Genomic DNA, 20,320 nt, shown 5'->3' on the forward strand with positions numbered 1-20,320 from the left:
GCTGGTGGTTCGCCGCGTCGGTGAGTCTCAGTCCCGCGCCGAGTCTCAGTCCCGCGCCGCGAGCACCGGCTGGACCAGCTTCTGGATCTCGGGGGAGGGGGTGAGCCCGAGCTCGTCGCGCAGCCGCGTCCGGTAGCTGGCGTACTGGCGCAGCGCCGCGGCCGGGTTCCCGTCCGCGAGGTGCAGCTCGATCAGCCGGCGGTGGGCGCTCTCCCGCAGCGGGTCGCCCCGGACGGCGGCCACGGCCGTCTCGTGCGCGTGGAAGTGGTCGCCGTCGGTGCGGAAACGCTCGCTCAGCATCTCGAGCACCCGCAGGCACAGCTGCCGGAACCACTCGCGCTCGGGAATCAGCCAGTCGTCGGTCCAGCCGGGCAGCAGGTCCGTGGTCAGCAGGGTGAGCGGCAGGGCCGGGGACAGCCGGGGCCGGGTAGCCCCGGCCATCTCGGCCGCGAACCGACGGACGGCCGCGAGGTCGACGTCGACGTCCTGGGCGATGCTCAGCATCCCCTGGTTCGCGTTGACCAGCACGTTCGGCGGTCTGACCAGCCGCCACAGCGCCGAGCGCAGGCATGCGGCGGCCCGCCGCGGCGTGGTTCCCGGCCACAGGGCCGAGGCGATGGCGGTCCGTGCCAGCGGTGCCTCCTGCACCGCGAGGTGGGCGAGCAGGCGCTGCGAGCTGGGCGGGACGGGCACGTGTTCGTCGTCGACATGGAGCTGGAACCCGCCCAACAGCTGGACGGCGATAACCGGGGTCATGGGCGGTCCCTACGTTCGGGGTCTGTCTGGGCGCGGAGTTCCCTCGGAATCGACGGACCAACATTTTTCCCCCGGATTTCTGCCCCTCCCAGCTGGGAGGGAACGCGACGGTGACGCGCCCGTGCCGCCACCACGCGCCCGACGGTGCCAGCGCGGTCACGACCCCTCCCTAGCGTCCCGGTCAGCAAAGGAACCGAGCCAACGGGGAGTTGAGAGATGTTCAGGCACACGAGCCACCTGCAGTTCGAGGCCAAGCCGGAGAAGCCGGACGCGCACTACGCACGCAAGCTGCAGGAGCTGATCGGCGGCGCCTACGGCGAGATGACCGTCACCATGCAGTACCTGTTCCAGGGCTGGAACTGCCGGATGGAGGGCAAGTACAAGGACCTCATCCTGGACGTGGCGACCGAGGAGATAGGCCACGTCGAGATGCTCGCGACGATGGTCGCGCGGCTGCTCGAGGGCGCGCCCGCGGAAACCACCGCGGACATGGTGGACAAGGACCCTGTCGTCGCGGCCATCATCGGCGGGATGGACCCGCAGCAGGCGATCGTCAGCGGCGGCGGGCCCACCCTGTCCGACTCCAACGGCGTGCCGTGGAACGGGCGCTACATCGTCGCCAGCGGCAACCTGCTCGCCGACTTCTACGCCAACGTGGCGGCCGAGGCGCAGGGCCGGTTGCAGACCGCGCGGCTCTACAACATGAGCGACGACCCGGGCGTGCGCGACATGCTCAAGTTCAACCTCGCCCGGGACACCGCGCACCAGAACATGTGGCTCGCCGCGATCGAGGAGCTGCAGGAGGACGGGCTGGAGGGCGCCGTGGCGCCGAGCGCGCTGTTCGACGAGGAGCACAGCGAGCACGCCGGCACGATCTGGCACCTGTCCGACGGCACGCAGGGCAACCAGGGCCGGTGGGCCTCCGGGCCCACCCCGGACGGCATGCACGAGTTCAGCTACCTGCAGGAGACCGAGCCGCTCGGCGGCAAGGCCTCGGCCCCGGCGCCGGACCCACTGCTGTACGCGACCAGCCCGGCCAACCTCGGGCTGATCGAGAAGGCCATCAAGAAGCTCACGTAGTGCCCGAGGTGCCCGCCGGTCCTGGGACCGGCGGGCACCTCGTCGTCCTTCACCGGAGGTGATGTCCCGTGGTCAGTTCCCTCGCCGAGAGCGTGCCGACGCCCGTCGTACCCGCCCGGCTCCCCGCCGCGCGTGCCCGGCTGCGTGGCGTCGCCGCGCTCATGGGGCCGGCGTTCGTGGTCGCGATCGCCTACGTCGATCCCGGCAACTTCGCCACGAACATGGCCGGTGGCGCCGGCTACGGCTACCTGCTGCTGTGGGTGATCGTCAGCGCGAGCCTGATGGCGATGTTCGTGCAGTACCTCTCGGCCAAGCTCGGCATCGCCACCGGCAAGAACCTGCCGCAGCTGTGCCGGGAGAACTACTCGCGACCGGTGACCGGCCTGCTGTGGGTCCAGGCGGAGCTGGTCACGATGGCCACCGACCTGGCCGAGTTCGTCGGGGCCGCGGTCGCGCTGAACCTGCTGTTCGGCATCCCGCTGCTGCCCGCCGCGGGGATCACCGCGGTGGTCTCGTTCGGCATCCTCATGCTCGCGCCGCTGCGCCGCCGCCGCTTCGAGCAGGTGATCATCGGCCTGCTCGGGATCATCCTCGGCGGCTTCCTGTACCAGACCCTGCAGCTCGGTCCGCTCACCGACGCCGGGTCGGGCCTGATTCCGGGGTTCGCCGGCACCGACAGCGTGCTGCTGGCCACCGGCATGCTCGGCGCCACGGTCATGCCGCACGTGATCTACCTGCACTCCGCGCTCAACCAGCACCAGCACCGGGGTGACCTGGCCGACCGCCGCCGGGCGCTGCGCACGACCCGGTTCGACATCGCCGCCGCGCTCGGGCTGGCCGGCCTGGTGAACGTGAGCATGCTGATCGTCGCCGCCGCGGCGCTGCACGGCACGGACGTGCCCGCGGAGTCGCTGGAGGACATGCACGGCGGGCTGGGCACGACGTTGGGCGGCGGCGCCGCGCTGGCGTTCGCCCTGGCCCTGCTGGCCTCGGGGCTGGCCGCGTCCAGCGTCGGCACCTACTCCGGGCAGGTCGTGATGGAGGGCTTCCTGCGCCGGCGCATCCCGCTGACGCTGCGCCGCCTGGTGACGATGGCCCCCGCGCTGCTGGTCCTGGCCTCCAGCGCCGACCCGACCGAAGCACTGGTGCTCAGCCAGGTGATCCTGTCGTTCGGCATCCCCTTCGCCCTGGTCCCGCTGGTGCTGCTGACCCGGCGGCGCGACGTGATGGGGCCCATGGTCAACCGGCGGTCGACTACCGCCGTCGGGGTCGCTGTCGCGGTCGTCGTCTCCGGGCTCAACCTGTTCCTGCTGGCCAGGACGGTGCTCGGATGAGTACCGGAGTCCGGTCAGTCCCGAACGGTGTCCTGCGCTGCCAGCTCGCGCAGGGCGTCGGAGAGGGACTCGAAGGTGGGGATCGAGGCGGCGACGCCGCTCATCCGCAGCACGCGCAGCGCGAGGCGGTCGTCGGCGACGAGCCCGAAGCGGCGTCCCTCCGTGCTGGCCCGCCGCATCGCGGCGACCAGGACGCGCAGGCCCGCGACGGCGAGGAAGGCCACCTGGGTCAGGTCGACCACGGTCACCGGGGGCAGCGCCCCGCCCAGGGCCAGCGCCAGCTGGGGGGCGGAGCCGAGGTCGACCTCGCCGGTGACCCTGATGACGACGAGGTCCTCACGGAACTCGACGCGTCTGGTGCTCAGCGGGAGGCGATCCATGGGCTCGGGGCGGCTCGGTTGTCCTCGTAGCGTGCCGGGCCAACCCGGTGGTGGCGGTGGGGCGCCCGAATGGATGATCAACGGCGGTTCCAGCATACCTTCGGTAGTGCCCGGGTACGCCCAGCGGCATGACGACGTACACGCACTCGGCGGAGGCCGACATCGCGCCGAACGAGTTGTTCGGCTTCCTCGCCGACCCCCGCAACCTGCCGCGCTACTTCCCGCAGATGACCGCCGCGGAGCCGGAAGGCGGCGAGACCGTGCACGTCGAGGCCGAGGTCCACGGCCACCAGGTGAGCGGCGAGGCCTGGGTCCGCCCTGACGAGAGCGCCCGCCGGCTCGAGTGGGGCGCCGAGGGCCCCGACGACTACCACGGCGAGCTCAAGGTCGACGAGGTCGCGCCGGGCCGCAGCCGGATCACCGTGTCGCTGCACAGCGTCCGCGAGGCCGAGGGCGGCGAGGTCCAGAAGGGCCTCGAGCAGACCGTCGCCGCCCTGACCCAGGCGGCCACAGCCGACGCCGACGACGCCCAGCGCGGCGGCTGAGCCGCGCGATGTGGGGCGCCTGAGCCCTTCGTTCATCATCACCCGTTCACCATCACCGACCCCCGTCGCCTGGCGACGGGGGTCTTTCCGTGTTCGGCCGTTGACGGATGGGACGACTGTGTGCAACCTTCTAACTCAAGCTCTGCAAGAAATTTACTCAGCTGCGAAATTTCCTGATGGCGCTCTGGAGCGAGGGCAGCATGAAACAGAACCAGCTCGGTCGGCGGTTGGTCGCCGGAGTCCTCCTCGTCGCGGGTCTGCTCGTTCCCGGGCTTCCCGCCCCAGCCGCCCAGGTCGCGGCCGAGCCCCGCCAGGACAGCGAGGCGGCGGCAGGTGTCCTGCTCGACCGCACTCTCTCGGCGAGCAGCGCGGTGTCCGGCTACCCCGTCGCCAACGCGGGCGACGGCAATCGGGGCTCCTACTGGGAGAGCGCGAACAACGCGTTCTCCCAGTGGATCCAGGCCGACCTCGGCTCCGCGACCGGGGTGAGCCGGCTGGTGCTGCGGCTGCCGGCCCACTGGGAGGCCCGTGCCCAGACACTGACCGTCGGCGGCAGCACCAACGGGACCTCGTTCGGCACGCTCGCCGCCTCGACCCGCTACGCCTTCGACCCCGCGAGCGAGAACACCGTCACGGTCACGCTGCCCGGCACGAGTGTCCGCTACGTTCGGCTGACCGTCACCGCCAACACCGGCTGGCCGGCCGCGCAGCTCGCCGAGTTCGAGGTGCATGGCAGCGACCCCGGCGGAGACGTCCAGGCGCCGACCGCGCCCGGCAACCTGAGCCTCGCCCAGCCCGCCGCCGGCCAGGTGCGGCTGGCCTGGACCGCCGCCGGCGACGACGTCGGTGTGACCGCCTACCTCGTGTACCGCGACGGTGTGCTCGTCGCGACGCTGGGCGGCACGGTCCTCACCCACCTCGACACCCCGCCCGCCACCGCGACGGTGTCCTATGTGGTGCGTGCGAGAGACGCCGCGGGCAACGAGTCGCCGCCCAGCAACACGGTCACCCGGCCGGGTTCAGGTTCGGCCGGGCCGAACCTGGCGGCCGGCAAGCCGATCGAGGCGTCCTCGACCGTCCACAACTTCGTCGCGACCAACGCCAACGACAACAACGTCGCCACCTACTGGGAGGCAGGCGGGCACCCCTCGACGCTGACCGTGCGGCTCGGCGCGAACACCGACCTCAGCTCGGTCGTCGTCGCGCTCAACCCCGACCCGGTCTGGGGCCCGCGCACGCAGAGCATCCAGGTGCTCGGCCGTGAGCAGTCCGCGACCGGCTTCACCTCGCTCGTGGCCAGGGCCGACTACGCCTTCACGCCGTCGGTCGAGCAGAACTCGGTGTCGATCCCGGTCCAGGGCCGAGTCGCCGACCTTCGGCTGCAGTTCTTCGCCAACTCCGGCGCCCCTGGCGGGCAGGTCGGCGAGCTGCGGGTGTTCGGCACGCCGGCGCCCAACCCCGACCTGGTCGTGAGCTCGGCGGCCTGGACGCCGGCGGCCCCGAACGAGACCAGCCGGATCACCCTGTCCGCCACCGTCCGCAACACCGGTAGCGCGCCCTCGGCCGCGACCACGGTGGCCTTCACCCTCGGCGGCGGAGTCGTGGGCAGCGCGCCAGTCGGTGCGCTGGCGGCCGGCGCCTCGGCGACCGTCTCGCTGGAGGCCGGGACGCGGCCCGCGGGCAGCTACCCCCTCTCCGCGACCGTCGACCCGACCGACGCCGTGGTGGAGCAGGACAACGCCAACAACACCCACACCGCGCCGGAGCCGCTCGTCGTCGCGCCCGCACCCGGACCGGACCTGCTGGTCACCGCCGTCACCGCGAGTCCGCCCACCCCGGCCGTCGGCGAACGGGTCTCGTTCACCGTCGCGGTGCACAACCGCGGCACGAGTACGGCGGGCGCGACCGTCACCCGGCTCTCGGTCGGCGGGACGACGCTCGACACCGACACCCCGGCGGTCGCCGCGGGCGCGACGACGTCGGTCGCGGTCCGCGGCACCTGGACCGCGACCACCGGCGGCGCCTCGATCACCGCGACCGCCGACGCCACCGGCGCCGTCGCCGAGACCAACGAGGGCAACAACGCGTTCTCCCGCACGATCGTGGTCGGCCGCGGCGCGGCGCTGCCCTACGTCGAGTACGAGGCGGAGTCCGGGCAGTACCAGGGAACGCTGCTCGAGGCCGACCCGCTGCGCCCGTTCGGCCACACCAACTTCGCCAGCGAGTCCTCCGGCCGGCGCTCGGTGCGCCTGACCGGCACCGGCCAGTACGTCGAGTTCACCTCCACCGCGGCGGCCAACTCGATCGTGGTCCGCAACTCGATCCCCGACGCCCCGGGCGGCGGCGGCATCGACGCGACGATCAGCCTCTACGTCAACGGCATCTTCGACCGGAAGCTGACCCTCTCCTCCCGGCACAGCTGGCTCTACGGCAACACCGACGACCCCGAGGGGCTGACCAACACCCCGCAGGCCGACGCCCGCCGGCTGTTCGACGAGTCCTCCGCCCTGCTGGCCCGGTCCTACCCGGCCGGCACCCGGTTCCGGCTCCAGCGCGACGCGAGCGACACCGCGGCCTTCTACGTACTGGACCTGGTCGACCTCGAGCAGGTCGCCCCGCCCTCGTCCCAGCCGCCCGGCTGCACCTCGATCACCCAGTACGGCGCGGTTCCCGACGACAACGGCGACGACACCACTGCCATCCAACGGGCCGTTACCGACGACCAGAACGGGGTCATCGGCTGCGTCTGGATCCCGCAGGGACGGTGGCGTCAGGAGCAGAAGATCCTCACCGACGACCCGGACAACCAGGGGCAGTACAACCAGATCGGCATCCGTGACGTCACGATCCGCGGTGCCGGCATGTGGCACTCCCAGCTGTTCACGCTGACCGAGCCACAGAACGCCGGCGGGATCAACCACCCGCACGAGGGCAACTTCGGGTTCGACATCGACCGCAACACCCAGATCTCCGACATCGCGATCTTCGGCTCCGGCCGGATCCGGGGCGGCGGCGGGGCCGAGGGCGGAGTCGGGCTCAACGGCCGGTTCGGCACCGGGACCAGGATCACCAACGTATGGATCGAGCACGCCAACGTCGGCGTCTGGGTCGGCCGGGACTACGACAACATCCCGGCGCTGTGGGGTCCGGCGGACGGGCTGGAGTTCACCGGCATGCGGATCCGCAACACCTACGCCGACGGCATCAACCTCACCAACGGGAGCAGGAACTCGCGGGTGTTCAACTCCTCGTTCCGCAACACCGGTGACGACTCACTCGCCGTCTGGGCCAACCGGTACGTCCGCGACCCCGCGGTCGACATCGCGCACGACAACCAGTTCGTCAACAACACGATCCAGCTCCCGTGGCGCGCCAACGGCATCGCGATCTACGGCGGGTACGGCAACCGGATCGAGAACAACCTGGTCTTCGACACGATGAACTACCCGGGCATCATGCTGGCCACCGACCACGACCCGCTGCCGTTCTCCGGGCGGACGCTGATCGTCAACAACGGCCTGTACCGCTGCGGCGGCGCCTTCTGGGGCGAGCAGCAGAAGTTCGGCGCGGTCACGTTCTTCCCGCAGACCAGGGACATCCCCGGCGTGACGCTGTCGGACACCGAGATCGTCGACTCCACCTACGACGGGATCCAGTTCAAGTCGGGCGGCGGGAGCGTGCCAGGGGTCGCGATCACCAACGTGCGAATCGACGACTCCAACAACGGAGCGGGAATCCTCGCCCAGAACGGTGCCCGCGGCAGCGCGACGCTGACCAACGTCACGATCACCAACTCGGCGACGGAAGACATCGTGATCGAGCCAGGCTCGAGCTTCGTGATCAACGGTACTTGATGGTCGCTTCCGCGACTGCGCTGAGTCACCGTCTTCCCTCCTCACGTCCTCGGCGCTGGCGCGCCTGCGGGCGCTCCTCAGTCCAGACGGTGCCCGCTCCGCCGCTCCCGCTCCTTGTGGTCTGGACCACCTTGTGGTCCAGACCATACACTGGAGGTTCGATTCCCTGCTGGCACAAGGAGTTGGGCCGATGAGGGCAACACGGCGAGTTCTGGCGATCCTGTCCGCCGCGGTGGCGGTGTCCACGGTGGTCACCACCGGAGCCGGGGCGGTACCCGCGGGAGCGGAAACGAGCGACTGGGAACGGATGCTCGCCCAGCAACCGCTCGTCCGCGCGGCCGACGTGATCCAGGCCGAGGTGCGCCGCGGTGCCCACCCCGGCTTCGCCGGGATCTCGCTCGCCGAGGACCACGTGGACCTGTGGTGGAAGGGCGCGGTCCCGGCGCGGGTGCTGGACGCGGTCGACCGGGCCCGCACCCGCGCTGCCGTGGAGATCGAGCCGGCGGCGCACTCGGAGGCCGAGCTGCGAGCGGCCGCCCGCGGCCTCGCCGCCGCTCGCGGACCCGCCTCACCGGTGCACGCGATCAAGATCCCGGCCGACGGGAGCGGTCTCGTGCTCGGCACCACCTCGGCCGCCGCCGCCCGGGCCGTCGCGCCGGCTGTCGACGTTCCGGTGCGCGTCGTGGTCGAGGAGCCGTTGGCACCCGTGTCCCGGCAGAACGACGCGCCGCCGTGGAAGGGCGGTGCGACGATCGTGCTGGGCAATGCGGCCTGCACGTCCGGGTTCGCGGTGCGCAACGGGGCCAACCAACGCTTCCTGCTCACCGCCGGCCACTGCGGCAACCCCGGCGTGCGCGTGACCGACCCGACCGGCGAGTTCATCGGCAACGCCGGCAGCAAGCACGGCGACCACGACATCATGCTGGTCCCCACCGGGAACGTGGTGAACCAGCAGTACGTCGGCGGCGGCGACAGCAACAGCCTGGAGACCGTGCGCGGCTGGGGTGACGTCTACGTCGGGGAGTACCTGTGCCAGTCGGGTGTCACGAGCGCCAGGGAGACCGGCGGCCCGGTCTGCAACATCAAGGTGCTGTTCTTCTACGCCGACCGCGAGGACCTGGTGGAGGGCGAGCAGATGAACGGCCAGCAGGCGGCCCGGCCAGGTGACAGCGGCGGCCCGGTCTACGGTCCGGCCTCCGGCGGCGGCGTGATCGCCAAGGGCACGACGACCCGGGTCGCCGGTGCCCGCATCGGCTTCCAGGACTTCCGCACGGCCAACCGGGACTTCGGGGTCTACATCCCGCTGTGAGTCCGCCGGTCACCGGGTGGCGTCCTCGGTGGCCGGGACGACCAGGTCGGTCACCAGGTCGGTCACCAGGTCGGCCAGCAGGTCGCCGATCAGCGCCGCGGCCTGCCGGTGTGCCTCGGCGGGGCGGCCGAACGGGTCCGGGACCGCGTCCTGCTCGGCGGACACCGGCGGGATCATGCCCCGGCGACCGGCGGCGGTGGCCACCGCGGCATGCAGGCGGGCGACCGGGTCCTCGCGCACCCGGAGGTCCACACCGGACAGGAGGCGGTGCAGCTCGCGGAGGCAGAAGGTCCGGCCGAGGGCCTCCGGGTACAGCTCGACGACGTGGGCGCGGTGCCGGCGTTCCGCGGTCAACACCACGTCCGCGCCGGCCAGCATCCGCTCGTCGACCTGGCGTGCCACGTGCGCGTTCACCCGGGCACCGGGGACCCCCCGGACGGCGAGCTCGGCCCTGGTCAGCGGGTGCACCCCGGCCCCGGTCAGCGCCGCGCACCCGGCGCTGGCCACCGACACCCTGGCCGCGGTCGCCGGGGGAAGCGCCCGGTCGAGCAGCCGACGGGTGAGCAGCTCGGCGAACGCCGACCGGCAGACGTTGCCCGTGCAGACGAACAGGATGTCGAACAGTGCCGCGCTGCCCGCCTCCCCGGATTTCTCCCTGTCGGTCGCCGTGGGATGCACGGGTGCGGTTGCGGCACGTACTTGTGGCCGGGTTGCGTCACGTTCCCCTGAGGCGGGGGTTGGGGAGGTGGACAGGAGGTGTCTCATGGGGGGCTGCCGTCCAGCAGGTCGGCGGCGTTGTCGGCGAGGTAGGACGGGATTCGGTCGTGGTCGAGTGCTTGCCACAGCCGGGTGCCGCGCTGCTCGTCGAGGTAGACGACGGACTGGTCGCCGGCCCGGCCGGTGCGGGTCACCGGCGCGGTCAGGAACGTGACGTTCGGCCCGCGTAGGTGGCGCAGGTCGAGGGCGAGCGAGCGCAGGTCGCCATTGCTCAGCGTGTCGTCCACCGCCACCCAGCCGGACACCGCGTCCAGCAGGTCGAACAGGCGCATCGGCTCGCTGAGCAGCTCGGCCGACCCGGCCCTGGCCAGCAGTGCCCGCAGCGCGCTCTGCTGGCGCAGCACCCGGTCGAGGTCGCCGCGCGGCAGACCCTCGCGCTGCCGGACGTAGGCCAGCGCCCGCCGCCCGTCCAGGTGGTTGACCCCCGCGTGGAAGGGGATGTCGCCGAAGGCGGTGTCCTGGGCGACCGCCACGTCGATACCGCCCACCGCGTCCACGACTGCCTCGAACCCGGCGAAGTCGACTGTCGCGAAGTGGTCGACGCGGACCTGGGTGAGCGCCTCTACCGTGCGGATCGCGAGGCTCGGGCCCCCGTAGGCGTAGGCGGCGTTGATCTTGGCCATGCCGTGGCCCGGGATCTCCACCCAGCTGTCGCGCGGGATCGACACGACGACCGCCTCGGTACGGGCCGCGTTCACCCGGACCAGCATGAGCACGTCGCTGCGCCGCGCTCCCGGGCCGGACCCGGTACTCGGCTCGGGCGCCAGGGAGTCCGTGCCCGCCAGCAGGAACGTGGTCGCCCGGCCGGCGAGCCCGGCCGGCTTCGGCGGGCGCTCGCGCGGGTCGAGCGGGGCGAACACCGCCGGGATGCGCTCGACGTTCCCGGCCAGGCGGTCGCTGAGCACGTAGAGACCGCCGGCGGCGAGCAGCACGAGCGCCCCCAGCATCCCCACCGCCACCAGCAGGACCCGCCGAGCCCGCCGTGCGCGCCGGGACGGGGCCAGCCGGTCGTCTCCCCGGTCGTCCGGGTGGGTGCCGGAGGTCTCCCCGGGAGCGTCGGCGAGGGAGGCCATCAGCTCCTCGGCATGCCGGTCCGAGCGGGCTCCCGAGCGCGTCTCGCGCGTGGGTCGCCCGGCCCGCCGCCAGCTCACCGCGGCACGCCCTCGGTCGGGTCGGCCGCCCCGCCGGTGTGGGCCGGCTCCCGCGACCGGACCCGGCGGATCGGGGTGGTGGCCTCGGCGGTGCTCACCCGCCGGCGCTCGGTAGCCGCCCGGCGGTGCTCCGCGCCGCTCGCGGACCGGCGCTCGGCGCTCCCGGACCGGTGCAGGGCGCTTGTCCGCAGGCGCAGCAGGCGCCGCAGCTGCCGCAGCGTCGACACCTGCTCCTCCTGCTCGGCCCGGGACCGGTAGGCGTAGTGGTAGTAGCCGTAGCTGCGTCCGCCGCCGGCCCGCGGGGTCATCGTGAGCACCGCGCCGAGCACCTTGGCCGACACGACGTTGAGCGCCGCCATCGCCGCCCGCACCTGCGCCCTCGAGGTCCGGCCGTGCCGCACGATCAGCAGCGCTCCGTCGTAGCGGCTGGCGAGCAGGGCCGCGTCGGTGACCGGCAGCAGCGGCGGGGTGTCCAGCAGCACGAAGTCGAACCGGCGGGACAGCTCGTCGAGCAGCTCCGCCATGTGCTGGGAGGCGAGCAGCTCACTCGGGTTGGGTGGCACCGGCCCGCTGGTCAGCACGCTCACCCCGGCCATCCCCCAGGGCTGGAGGACCTGGTCGAGGGTGGCCCGGCCGATCAGCACGCTGGTGAGCCCGGCCGCGCCCTCGAGGCCGAGGTTCTCCGCGATCCGCGGCCGGCGGAGGTCGGCGTCGACCACCGCCACCCGCTTGCCGGCCTGGGCGAGGGCGATGGCCAGGTTGCACACCGTCGTCGTCTTGCCCTCGGCCGGTAGCGAGCTGGTGAAGGCGACGACCTTGGGCGGGTGGTCCACGTCCACGAACTGCAGGTTGGTGCGGATCTGCCGGTAGGACTCGGCGCGGGGGGCGCCGGCGGGCTCGTGGACGATCAGCGGTCGCGCGGCGGTCTCGGCCGAGTAGGCCACCGTGCCCAGCGCCGGTGCCCCGGTGAGCTCCTCCATGACCTGGACCGACTTCACCGAGTTGTCCACCGCGTTGCGCACGAGCGCCGCGACCAGTCCGCCGACGAGGCCGAGCAGACCGCCGATGGTCAGGTTCACCCACGGTTGCGGGTACACGGGAGCGACCGGGAGGCCGGCCGGCTCGACGACCCGCACGGCGATGCTCGGCGCCGCGTCGCCGGCCGGCCGCTCCAGCTCCGCGACCAGCGAGGGGAACGTCTCCCCGACGGCGTCGGCGAGCTCCCTTGCCCGGCTCGGCGACGGGTCGGTGACCGTCGCGCTCAGCAGCACCGTGTCCGGCTTGCTCGACGCGGTGATGGCGTCGGCGGCGATGGTGGACCCGGTGCGCTCGGCGACGTCCGCGCGCAACCGTCCACTCGTGAGCAGCTGCGCATAGGACTTCACCTTCTGCTGCGACATCAGGCTGCCCTGGTAGGCACCGGTGGCGTCGTCCTGCTGTTCCTGGGCGGACACGAACATCACCACGGTCGAGGCGTAGACCGGGGTCACGCTCCAGGTGACGACGGTGGCGAGCCCCAGTCCGAGCAGCAGGCCGGCAAGCACGAGCCGCCAGCGCTCGCGCAGCACCTGTAGAAATCCCGACAACGTCACCGGCGCCCTCCGTTCGGCCGTACACATGATTCGGACGACCGACCCCCACCGCAACAGCGCCTGGCGGGTACTGATCGCACGATTGGGTGAAGTCCCACCGGAGAAACACGCGAACTCCCCGGCTGGGACGGCATGTCGGGGGACCACTCGATCGGGACGGACAGTCTGTTTGGGACGAACGGACGCCGAACCGCCCGCAGGCCGGCGCACTGTCACCGACGCCACGGCGGCGAGAACCGCGACGCCGGGGAGCGGGTTCGCCCGTTTGGATGGATTCGCCGGGACGTCGGTAGCCGGCTACCGGCCCGCCGTGGGGGTCTCCTCGTGGCGATAACCGGGCAATACGGCGAAGGTCCGGCCGGAACGGCATGTCGCGCCGCCGTGACGCCTCGCCCGTCACGGCTTGCGCTCGCGGTCGCCCCGGTCATGATTCGGACTAGGGCACGTCCTCAACCCGCGAGCACGGTCGGTGCACGCGCGGGGTCACCGGCTCGTTTCGAAGGGATCCTCGGCCATGCCAGGCAGGAGCCGCCGTCAGCACGCGCTCGCAACAGCGGCCATGGACGGGGCGGCCTGGGCTGTCGCCCTGCCCACGGCGAGCTGGGTGCGGTTCGAGCTCGATCTGTCCCACGTGGACGCGACCAGTCTGTCGGTCGCGCTGCTGGTCGTCCTGACAGGACAATGGTTGGGGGGTTGGGTCGGCCGGTTGTACAGCGGCCGGGACGCCATGGGCAGCCTGGAGGAGTCGGTCCAGCTGGCCGCGGTGGTGCTGGGCGCCGGCGGGCTGCTGCTCGCGGCGGACCTGGTCGCGCCGGCGCCGTTCCTGCCGCGGTCGGTGCCGCTCATCGCGACGCTGCTCACCCTCGTCCTGTGCTGGACCGTGCGGATGGCGCGCTGCCGGTACCGGGCACGGCGCTGCCGGCCGGACAAGCGGACCGCGCGCCGGGTGGTCGTCGTCGGTGCCGGAGCCAGGGGGGAGCGCATCGTGCGGGCGATGCTCGGTGACCCGGCGAGCGGCTACCTCCCGGTCGCCCTGGTCGACGACAACCCGGAGAAGCGGGGTGTCCGGGTCTGCGGGGTCCCGGTCCGCGGCACCCGCCGGGAGCTCGGCGCGCTGCTCTCGGTTACGGGTGCCGACACCGTGATGGTCGCGGTGCAGGGCGCGGGTGCGGGGTTGCTCCGGGAGGTCTCGTGCGTGGCCCGGGAGCGGGGCGTCGCCGTCACGCTCACCCCGCCGCTGTGCGAGGTCTTCCGGCCGAGGCTGGGCCTGGACCGGGTGCCCGCGCTCGACCCGGCCGACCTGCTCGGGCGCCGAGAGGTCGACACGGGCACGGCCGTCGCGGGCGAGGTGCTCGCCGGGCGGCGGGTGCTGGTGACCGGTGCGGGCGGCTCGATCGGGTCGGAGCTGTGCCGCCAGCTCGACCGGTTCGGCCCCGCCGAGCTGTTCATGCTCGACCATGACGAGTCGGCGCTGCACTCGGTGCGGCTGTCGGTGCACGGCAGCGCGTTGCTGGACTCACCCGACGTCATCCTCGCCGACATCCGCGACCCGGACTCGGTGCGCAGAGCGATGGTCGCCTGCCGGCCGGACCTGGTGTTCCACGCCGCCGCGCTCAAGCACGTGCCGACGCTCGAACGCTTCCCGCTGGAGGCGTGGAAGACCAACGTCCTCGGCACGCTGAACGTCCTCGACGCCGCGGTCGCCGTCGACGTCGCCGCGTTCGTCAACATCTCGACGGACAAGGCGGCCAACCCCACCAGCGTCCTCGGCAGGTCCAAACGGGTCGGCGAGCGGCTGGTGGCCCATGCCGGCACCCGGTCGGACGGCCGGTTCATCTCGGTGCGGTTCGGCAACGTCCTCGGCAGCCGGGGATCGATGCTGGTGACCTTCGCCGAGCAGCTGGCAAGGGGTGGGCCGATCACGGTGACCGACCCCGACGCGACCCGGTACTTCATGACGATCCCGGAGGCCGTGCGCCTCGTCCTGCATGCGGCGGCCATCGGGCGCTCGGGTGAGGCGCTCGTGCTGGACATGGGCGCACCGGTCCGCATCGAGGACGTGGCGAACCAGCTCATGCAGCTCGCCGGCCAGTCCACACCGATCGTCTACACGGGCCTGAGGCCGGGGGAGAAGCTGCACGAGGAACTGTTCGGAAGCGGGGAGTGGGGCGACCGCCCACTGCACCCGGCCATCTCCCACATCACCGTGCCACCGCTGGACCCCGCGCTGCTCGCGGAGATGGCACTGCGGGACGGGGAGACAGCGGCGATGTGCGGAGCTGTCGGTGAACAGGGGCCGGTGTCGGCCCCGGAACTGGGGAAGGCTCTATGAGAATCACGGTTACGGGCGGGGCCGGGTTCATCGGCGCGAACCTCTGCCGGGTGTTGCTCGAGCGGGGCCACGACGTGGTCGCCATCGACGACCTCAGTACAAGCCTGCCGTCCAATGTGGATGGTTTGGAGCTCGACCTGCGGGTCGGCTCGGTACTGGACGCCGCGGTACTGGCCTCGGCCTGCCGGGGCGCGGACTCCGTCGTTCACCTGGCGGCGGTCCCGGCGGTGACCCGCTCGCTGGAGAACCCGCGGCGCAGCCACGAGGCGAACGCCACCGGGACGATGTGCGTCCTGGAGGCCGCGCGCACCGTGGGCGCCCACGTCGTCGTCGCCTCGTCGAGCTCGGTCTACGGGTCCAACCCCACGCTGCCGCGCTCGGAGGACCTGGTCTGCATGCCGGCGAGCCCGTATGCGGCGAGCAAGCTGGCCGCCGAGTCCTACACGCTGGCCCACCGCGCCTGCTTCGGGTTGGATGCCCTGGCACTGCGGCTGTTCAACGTGTTCGGCCCGCTGCAGCGCGCCGACCACGCCTACGCGGCGGTGGTCCCGAGGTTCGTCCGCGCGGCGCTGCGGGGGGAGCCGGTCCCCGTGCACGGCGACGGCGAACAGAGCCGGGACTTCACGTTCGTGGACACCGTCGTGGCGGTGTTGGTCGAGAGCGTGGAGCGGCGGGTCGCCGCCGACCGCCCGGTGAACCTGGCCTTCGGCACCCAGACCTCGGTAAACGACCTGGTGGCGATGATCGGGGACCTGCTGGGACGGCCGCTCGGGGTGATCGAGGAACCGGCGAGACCGGGCGACGTCCGCCATTCCCGGGCCGCGGGCGACTCGATCCGCCGGCTGTTCCCGACCGTCGAACCGGTGCCGTTCGTGGCGGGTCTGCGGCAGACGATCGAGTGGATGGACTCGCTCGGGGAGACCGCGCTGACTGGTGCCGGGCGGCCACGGTGACCGTCGAGCGGTTGGTGGTGGTCGGCCAGGGCTACGTGGGACTGCCGATCGCGATGCGGGCGGTCGACGTGGGCTTCTCCGTGCTCGGCCTGGACCTCGACGAGTGGCGGGTCTCCGCCCTGCGCGCTGGTCGGTCCTATGTAGAGGACGTGACCCCTGCCCGGCTCGGCGCCGCGCTTGCCTCCGGGCGCTACCGTGCGACCGGAAACTACGCCGAGGTCGCCGGCTTCGACGCGGCGATCGTCACGGTGCCGACGCCGCTGACCGAGTGCCGACCCGACCTGACGTTCATCGAGGCGGCCGCGGTCGGGCTCGCCCGGCACCTGAGACCGGGTGCCACGGTCGTGCTCGAGTCGACGACCTACCCGGGAACGACCGAGGAGCTGCTCGTCCCGTTGCTCGAGGCCGGCAGCGGGTTGGTCGCCGGACGTGACTTCGCCGTCGGGTACAGCCCGGAACGGATCGACCCGGGAAATCCGGAGTGGACGTTCGTGAACACCCCCAAGATCGTCTCCGGGATCGACGCGGCGTCACTGGACGTGGTGCGCGCGCTCTACGGGCGGTTGGTGGACAGCACTGTGCCGGTCGCGACGCCCAAGGAGGCGGAGCTCGCGAAGTTGCTGGAGAACACGTTCCGGCACGTGAACATCGCGCTGGTCAACGAGATCGCGATGTTCGCGAGGGAGCTGGGCGTCGACGTGTGGGAGGCCATCGACGCCGCGTCCACGAAACCGTTCGGCTACCTGCGCTTCACCCCCGGACCCGGTGTCGGCGGCCACTGCCTGCCGATCGACCCCACCTATCTGTCCTGGCAGGTCCGCCACCAGCTGCGGCGCAGCTTCCGGTTCGTGGAGCTGGCGAACGACGTCAACGACCACATGCCGGACTACGTGGTGCAGCGGGTGAGCGGTGCGTTGAACCGTCGGCACAAGGCCGTCTCGGACAGTCGCATCCTGGCGCTCGGGCTGGCCTACAAGCGCAACACCGGTGACGTGCGCGAGTCACCGGCGCACCGGGTGGTGGAGCTGCTCACCGAGATGGGTGCCGTCGTCGAGGTTGTCGACTCCCATGTGGAGCCCCACCGGTGCCCACCGGGGGTGAAGACGGTGGAGCTGACCGAGGACGGCCTGCGGCTCGCCGACGCGGTCGTCCTGCTCACCGACCACGACGACCTGGACTACGGGCTCGTCGAGCGAGCCGCGGGACTGGTGCTGGACACCCGCCACCGGCTTACCGCCCGACACGTGGAGCACCTGTGAGGGCGACGGTCGTGCTGGTGCTCAAGACCAGCCGCTGTGCGCCCTGGGTCGTGCCGCAGGTCGAGGCGCTGCTGACCCGCGGGCACCGGGTGGTCGCCGTGCTGCCGGCGGGTGACGGCCCGGTCCGGCGCGCGCTCGGCGAGCGCGGCGTGCCGGTCGTGGACAGCGCGACCGACTTCGCGCTGCGGCCGCGTCCGTCCACCGCGGCCGCGCTGGTCCGGTTCCGCCGTCAGCTCCGCGCGCTCGGGCCCGATGTGCTGCTCTACCACCTCTACGCCTCGGCGCTGGCGACCCGGCTGGCGAGCGCGGGCTGGGGGGTGCCGAGGGTGCACATGGTCGCCGGGCCGCTCTACCTCGACTCGCCGCTCGTGCGGTCGGCCGAGCGGCTCCTGGCGAGGTTGGACACGGTGACGATCGGCGGCAGTGCCTTCACCGCACAGCGCTACCGGGAGCTCGGCCGCCCCGCGCGTGCCGTTCCCTACGGTGTGGACACCACCCGGTTCCGTCCCGTCGACGACCGGGAGACCCGGCAGCGGGTCCGGACCGGGCTCGGCGTCGCCCCGGGGGAGCTGCTGGTGGTGATGGTGTCCTATGTGTACGCGCCCAAGCGGCTCGTGCACCGGGGGCGGGGAATCAAGGGCCACGCCGAGCTGCTGACGGCGTGGCTGACGTTCGAGCGGCGGCACCCCGGCAGCCGCCTGCTGCTGGTCGGCGGTGGCTTCGACGAGGCGGGGGAGCGCTACCGCCGGGAGCTCGTCGAGCGGTACCACCCCGACCGCCACGGCGTCACCTGGCTCGACTCGGTCCCCGACGTGCGGCCGTACTACGCGGCAGCGGACCTGAGCGTCTCCCCGTCCCTGTCGGACAACCACGGCGCCGCCCTCGAAGCGGGCGCGATGGGCCTGCCCAGCATCGTCACCGACGCCGCGGCGCTGCCCGAGACCGTCGGCCCCGACTGCGGCTGGGTCGTCACGGCCGGCGACAGCGCCGCCCTGGCCCAGGCCCTGGCCCAAGCCCACGACGAACACCGCCACGGCCGCCTCGCCGCGCGCGGCGAGGCGGCCAGGGCCAGGGTCTGCGCCCACTTCGACGCCGCCAGCGCCGCCGAGTCGGTGGCCGACATCGTGGAGTCGGTCGCCCGGAACCGCGAGCCGTCGGTCTGGGACGGTGGGGCCGCGGCAGCAGACCCAGGGGCGCCGGAGGGCGAGCGCGCGGCATCGGTGTGGGACGGCGAGCCCGCGCTCCGGGACGCCGAGCCCTCGGCCCGACCGGAACCCGGGCCTGGCCCGCGGGTCGTCACGGTGCTCACCGAGGCGCGGCTGGGGCGGGACGCGGCCGGGCGGTGGGCCGCGGAGGAGCCGGCGCTCGGCGCGGACGCCTGGACGCGGTACCTCGCCGGTGGCGGGCGGCTGCGGATCGTCGCCAGGGCGCGTACCCGGCCGGGGAGTGCGGTCCACCCGCTGCCGCCGGGGGTCGAGGTCCTGGCGCTGCCGTACTACCTCGGCCCGGCCGGTCTGCTGCGGGTGCTGCCGCGGCTGCTCCCGGGCGTGTGCCGGGCGGTGCTCACGGCCGAGGTGCTCGTGCTCCGGCTGCCCGGCGCGGTGGGGCTGCTCGGCGCGCTCGCCGCCACCCTGGCTCGACGACGGTACGCCGCCGAGGTGGTCGGCGACCCTGAGCAGGTGCTCGCCGCGGGGGTGCTCGGCTCGACGGGGCGACGGGCGGCCGCCCTGGTCCACCGCGTCATGCGGGCCGCGGTACGGCGGGCCGCCGCGGTCCAGTACGTCACCGAGCAGGCCCTGCAGGGTCGGTACCCGCCCGCCCCCGGGGTGCCGACCGCCAGCGTGCCCAACGTGCGGCTGGCCGCGCCGGCCTTCCGCACCCAGTCCAGGGTGTGGCGGCCCGGTCCCGCCCTGGTGGTCACCGTGGGCAGCCAGGAGCAGCACTACAAGGGCCACGACGTGCTGCTGCGCGCCCTGCGCCGGCTCGCCGACCAGGGCTTGGCCGTCAACGGTGTGCTGGTGGGGGGCGGGCGCCGGCACACCGAGCTGGTCGCGCTCGCCGACGCGCTCGGCCTCGGCGAGCGGGTGCGGTTCACCGGACCGCTGCACGACCGCGCCCGGCTGGTCGAGCTGCTGGACCGGGCCAGCCTGTTCGCGCTGCCGTCGCGCACCGAGGGGTTGCCCCGTGCTCTCGTCGAGGCGATGGCCCGGGCGCTGCCCGCCATCGGCACCGCGGTCGGCGGCGTGCCGGAGCTGCTCGACCCGCGCTTCCTCGTCCCCCCGGACGACCACCGGGCGCTCGCCGACGGCCTGCGCACGCTGCTGGAGGACCCCGCGCTCTGGACCGAGCAGTCCGCCCGCAACCTCCGCGTCGCCGGGCGCTACGAGCTGGGAGGGCTCGAGGCGCGGTTCGCGGAGTGGCTGCACGAGGTCCCGGGGGCGCGGCCGTGACCACCGTCGCCGGGCCCGCGCCGCCCCGCCGGGCCGAGGTATCGCTGCTTGCCTCGGCCACCCTCGTCCAGGTCGCCGCGAACGCGGCCGCGGCGGTCGTGGCCACGCTCGCGCTCGGAGCGGCCGGGCGCGGCGAGATGGTCCTGGGAGCCAGCATCGGCGGGGTCTGCGCCCTGCTCGGCGGCCTGGGCTCCGGCTCGGCGCTGCGGTCGATCCTCCCCGCGACCTCGGCCGCGCGGCGCCGGTTCCTGGGTGGGTACGCCTGGTGCACCGCGGCCGGCTCGGTCTGGGCGGCGGGGCTCGCGGTCCTGGCGTGCGCCGGGTCGGCACCCCTGCTCGGCCCCGCCCTGTCGGCCCCCGCGTTCCTCGCCGCGGTCGGCGGGTTCACCGCGGTGCAGGTGGTCATGGCCCAGGCCGGCGAGGCCTGGTACGCCGACGGGGCCTTCCGCCGCGGCGGGACCTGGACGGCGGCCTGCGCGGGCGGCGGGCTCCTCGCGCTGACGGCCGCGGCGACGGTCACCGACCGCGCGGCCGCGCTGCTCGGCGCC

At 73.0% G+C, this 20,320-nt stretch carries 15 protein-coding genes; 10 read left to right on the plus strand and 5 right to left on the minus strand.

Annotation, left to right across the window (positions count from 1 at the left end):
* Positions 1 to 45 precede the first annotated feature (45 nt).
* Entirely contained in the window at positions 46 to 756 is a 711-nt protein-coding gene (locus BU204_RS34110; protein WP_075129939.1) for an AfsR/SARP family transcriptional regulator, read from the minus strand.
* Positions 757 to 972: 216 nt separating this feature from the next.
* On the opposite strand from BU204_RS34110, the gene BU204_RS34115 reads away from it, so the two are divergent.
* Together BU204_RS34115 and BU204_RS34120 are read left to right on the plus strand one after the other, a co-directional pair.
* On the plus strand, positions 973 to 1,836 hold the full coding sequence (locus BU204_RS34115; RefSeq protein WP_075129940.1) for a manganese catalase family protein: 864 nt from the start codon (positions 973 to 975) through the stop codon (positions 1,834 to 1,836).
* 68 nt (positions 1,837 to 1,904) lie between these two features.
* The gene (locus tag BU204_RS34120) at positions 1,905 to 3,170 is read left to right on the plus strand and encodes an Nramp family divalent metal transporter (protein WP_083661879.1); all 1,266 of its coding nucleotides are present in this window, start codon (positions 1,905 to 1,907) and stop codon (positions 3,168 to 3,170) included.
* A gap of 14 nt (positions 3,171 to 3,184) precedes the next feature.
* Here the strand turns inward: BU204_RS34120 and BU204_RS34125 are convergent, their stop codons facing one another.
* Positions 3,185 to 3,550, minus strand: coding sequence for an STAS domain-containing protein (locus tag BU204_RS34125; RefSeq protein ID WP_075129941.1), 366 nt, complete (start codon positions 3,548 to 3,550; stop codon positions 3,185 to 3,187).
* A gap of 128 nt (positions 3,551 to 3,678) precedes the next feature.
* On the opposite strand from BU204_RS34125, the gene BU204_RS34130 reads away from it, so the two are divergent.
* The 3 genes from BU204_RS34130 (at position 3,679) to BU204_RS34140 (ending at position 9,258) form a co-directional block, all read left to right on the plus strand.
* Positions 3,679 to 4,095 (plus strand): SRPBCC family protein, encoded by a 417-nt coding sequence (locus BU204_RS34130; RefSeq protein WP_075129942.1) that lies wholly within the window; start codon positions 3,679 to 3,681, stop codon positions 4,093 to 4,095.
* A gap of 200 nt (positions 4,096 to 4,295) precedes the next feature.
* On the plus strand, positions 4,296 to 7,949 hold the full coding sequence (locus BU204_RS34135) for a CARDB domain-containing protein (RefSeq protein WP_075129953.1): 3,654 nt from the start codon (positions 4,296 to 4,298) through the stop codon (positions 7,947 to 7,949).
* A 190-nt stretch (positions 7,950 to 8,139) separates the two neighbouring features.
* The gene (locus tag BU204_RS34140; protein WP_075129943.1) at positions 8,140 to 9,258 is read left to right on the plus strand and encodes a chymotrypsin family serine protease; all 1,119 of its coding nucleotides are present in this window, start codon (positions 8,140 to 8,142) and stop codon (positions 9,256 to 9,258) included.
* A gap of 9 nt (positions 9,259 to 9,267) precedes the next feature.
* Here BU204_RS34140 and BU204_RS34145 read toward each other — a convergent pair whose 3' ends face one another.
* The 3 genes from BU204_RS34145 to BU204_RS34155 form a co-directional block, all read right to left on the minus strand.
* The gene (locus BU204_RS34145; RefSeq protein ID WP_075129944.1) at positions 9,268 to 9,936 is read right to left on the minus strand and encodes an arsenate reductase/protein-tyrosine-phosphatase family protein; all 669 of its coding nucleotides are present in this window, start codon (positions 9,934 to 9,936) and stop codon (positions 9,268 to 9,270) included.
* A gap of 83 nt (positions 9,937 to 10,019) precedes the next feature.
* Positions 10,020 to 11,186, minus strand: coding sequence for an LCP family protein (locus tag BU204_RS34150; protein WP_233160936.1), 1,167 nt, complete (start codon positions 11,184 to 11,186; stop codon positions 10,020 to 10,022).
* A complete protein-coding gene (locus BU204_RS34155) occupies positions 11,183 to 12,778 on the minus strand; it encodes a polysaccharide biosynthesis tyrosine autokinase (protein ID WP_075129945.1) in 1,596 nt (531 codons plus the stop codon). The genes BU204_RS34150 and BU204_RS34155 overlap by 4 nt, the downstream gene beginning before the upstream one ends.
* 514 nt (positions 12,779 to 13,292) lie before the next feature.
* On the opposite strand from BU204_RS34155, the gene BU204_RS34160 reads away from it, so the two are divergent.
* The 5 genes from BU204_RS34160 to BU204_RS34180 all read left to right on the plus strand — a co-directional run.
* Positions 13,293 to 15,110, plus strand: coding sequence for a polysaccharide biosynthesis protein (locus tag BU204_RS34160; protein WP_143229939.1), 1,818 nt, complete (start codon positions 13,293 to 13,295; stop codon positions 15,108 to 15,110).
* Positions 15,107 to 16,063 carry an NAD-dependent epimerase/dehydratase family protein gene (locus tag BU204_RS34165; RefSeq protein WP_075129947.1) on the plus strand — a complete coding sequence of 319 codons (957 nt, stop codon included), beginning with the start codon at positions 15,107 to 15,109 and terminating at the stop codon, positions 16,061 to 16,063. The genes BU204_RS34160 and BU204_RS34165 overlap by 4 nt, the downstream gene beginning before the upstream one ends.
* Complete coding sequence (locus BU204_RS34170; protein ID WP_075129948.1) at positions 16,060 to 17,322, plus strand: nucleotide sugar dehydrogenase; 1,263 nt, start codon at positions 16,060 to 16,062, stop codon at positions 17,320 to 17,322. The genes BU204_RS34165 and BU204_RS34170 overlap by 4 nt, the downstream gene beginning before the upstream one ends.
* A complete protein-coding gene (locus tag BU204_RS34175; protein WP_075129949.1) occupies positions 17,319 to 19,772 on the plus strand; it encodes a glycosyltransferase in 2,454 nt (817 codons plus the stop codon). The genes BU204_RS34170 and BU204_RS34175 overlap by 4 nt, the downstream gene beginning before the upstream one ends.
* Positions 19,769 to 20,320 (plus strand): hypothetical protein (locus BU204_RS34180; protein ID WP_408608073.1); only part of this gene is annotated, 552 nt, incomplete at its 3' end. The genes BU204_RS34175 and BU204_RS34180, both read left to right, overlap by 4 nt.

It is taken from the genome of Actinophytocola xanthii, assembly GCF_001921205.1.
In the GTDB taxonomy this organism is placed as follows: Bacteria; Actinomycetota; Actinomycetes; order Mycobacteriales; family Pseudonocardiaceae; genus Actinophytocola; species Actinophytocola xanthii.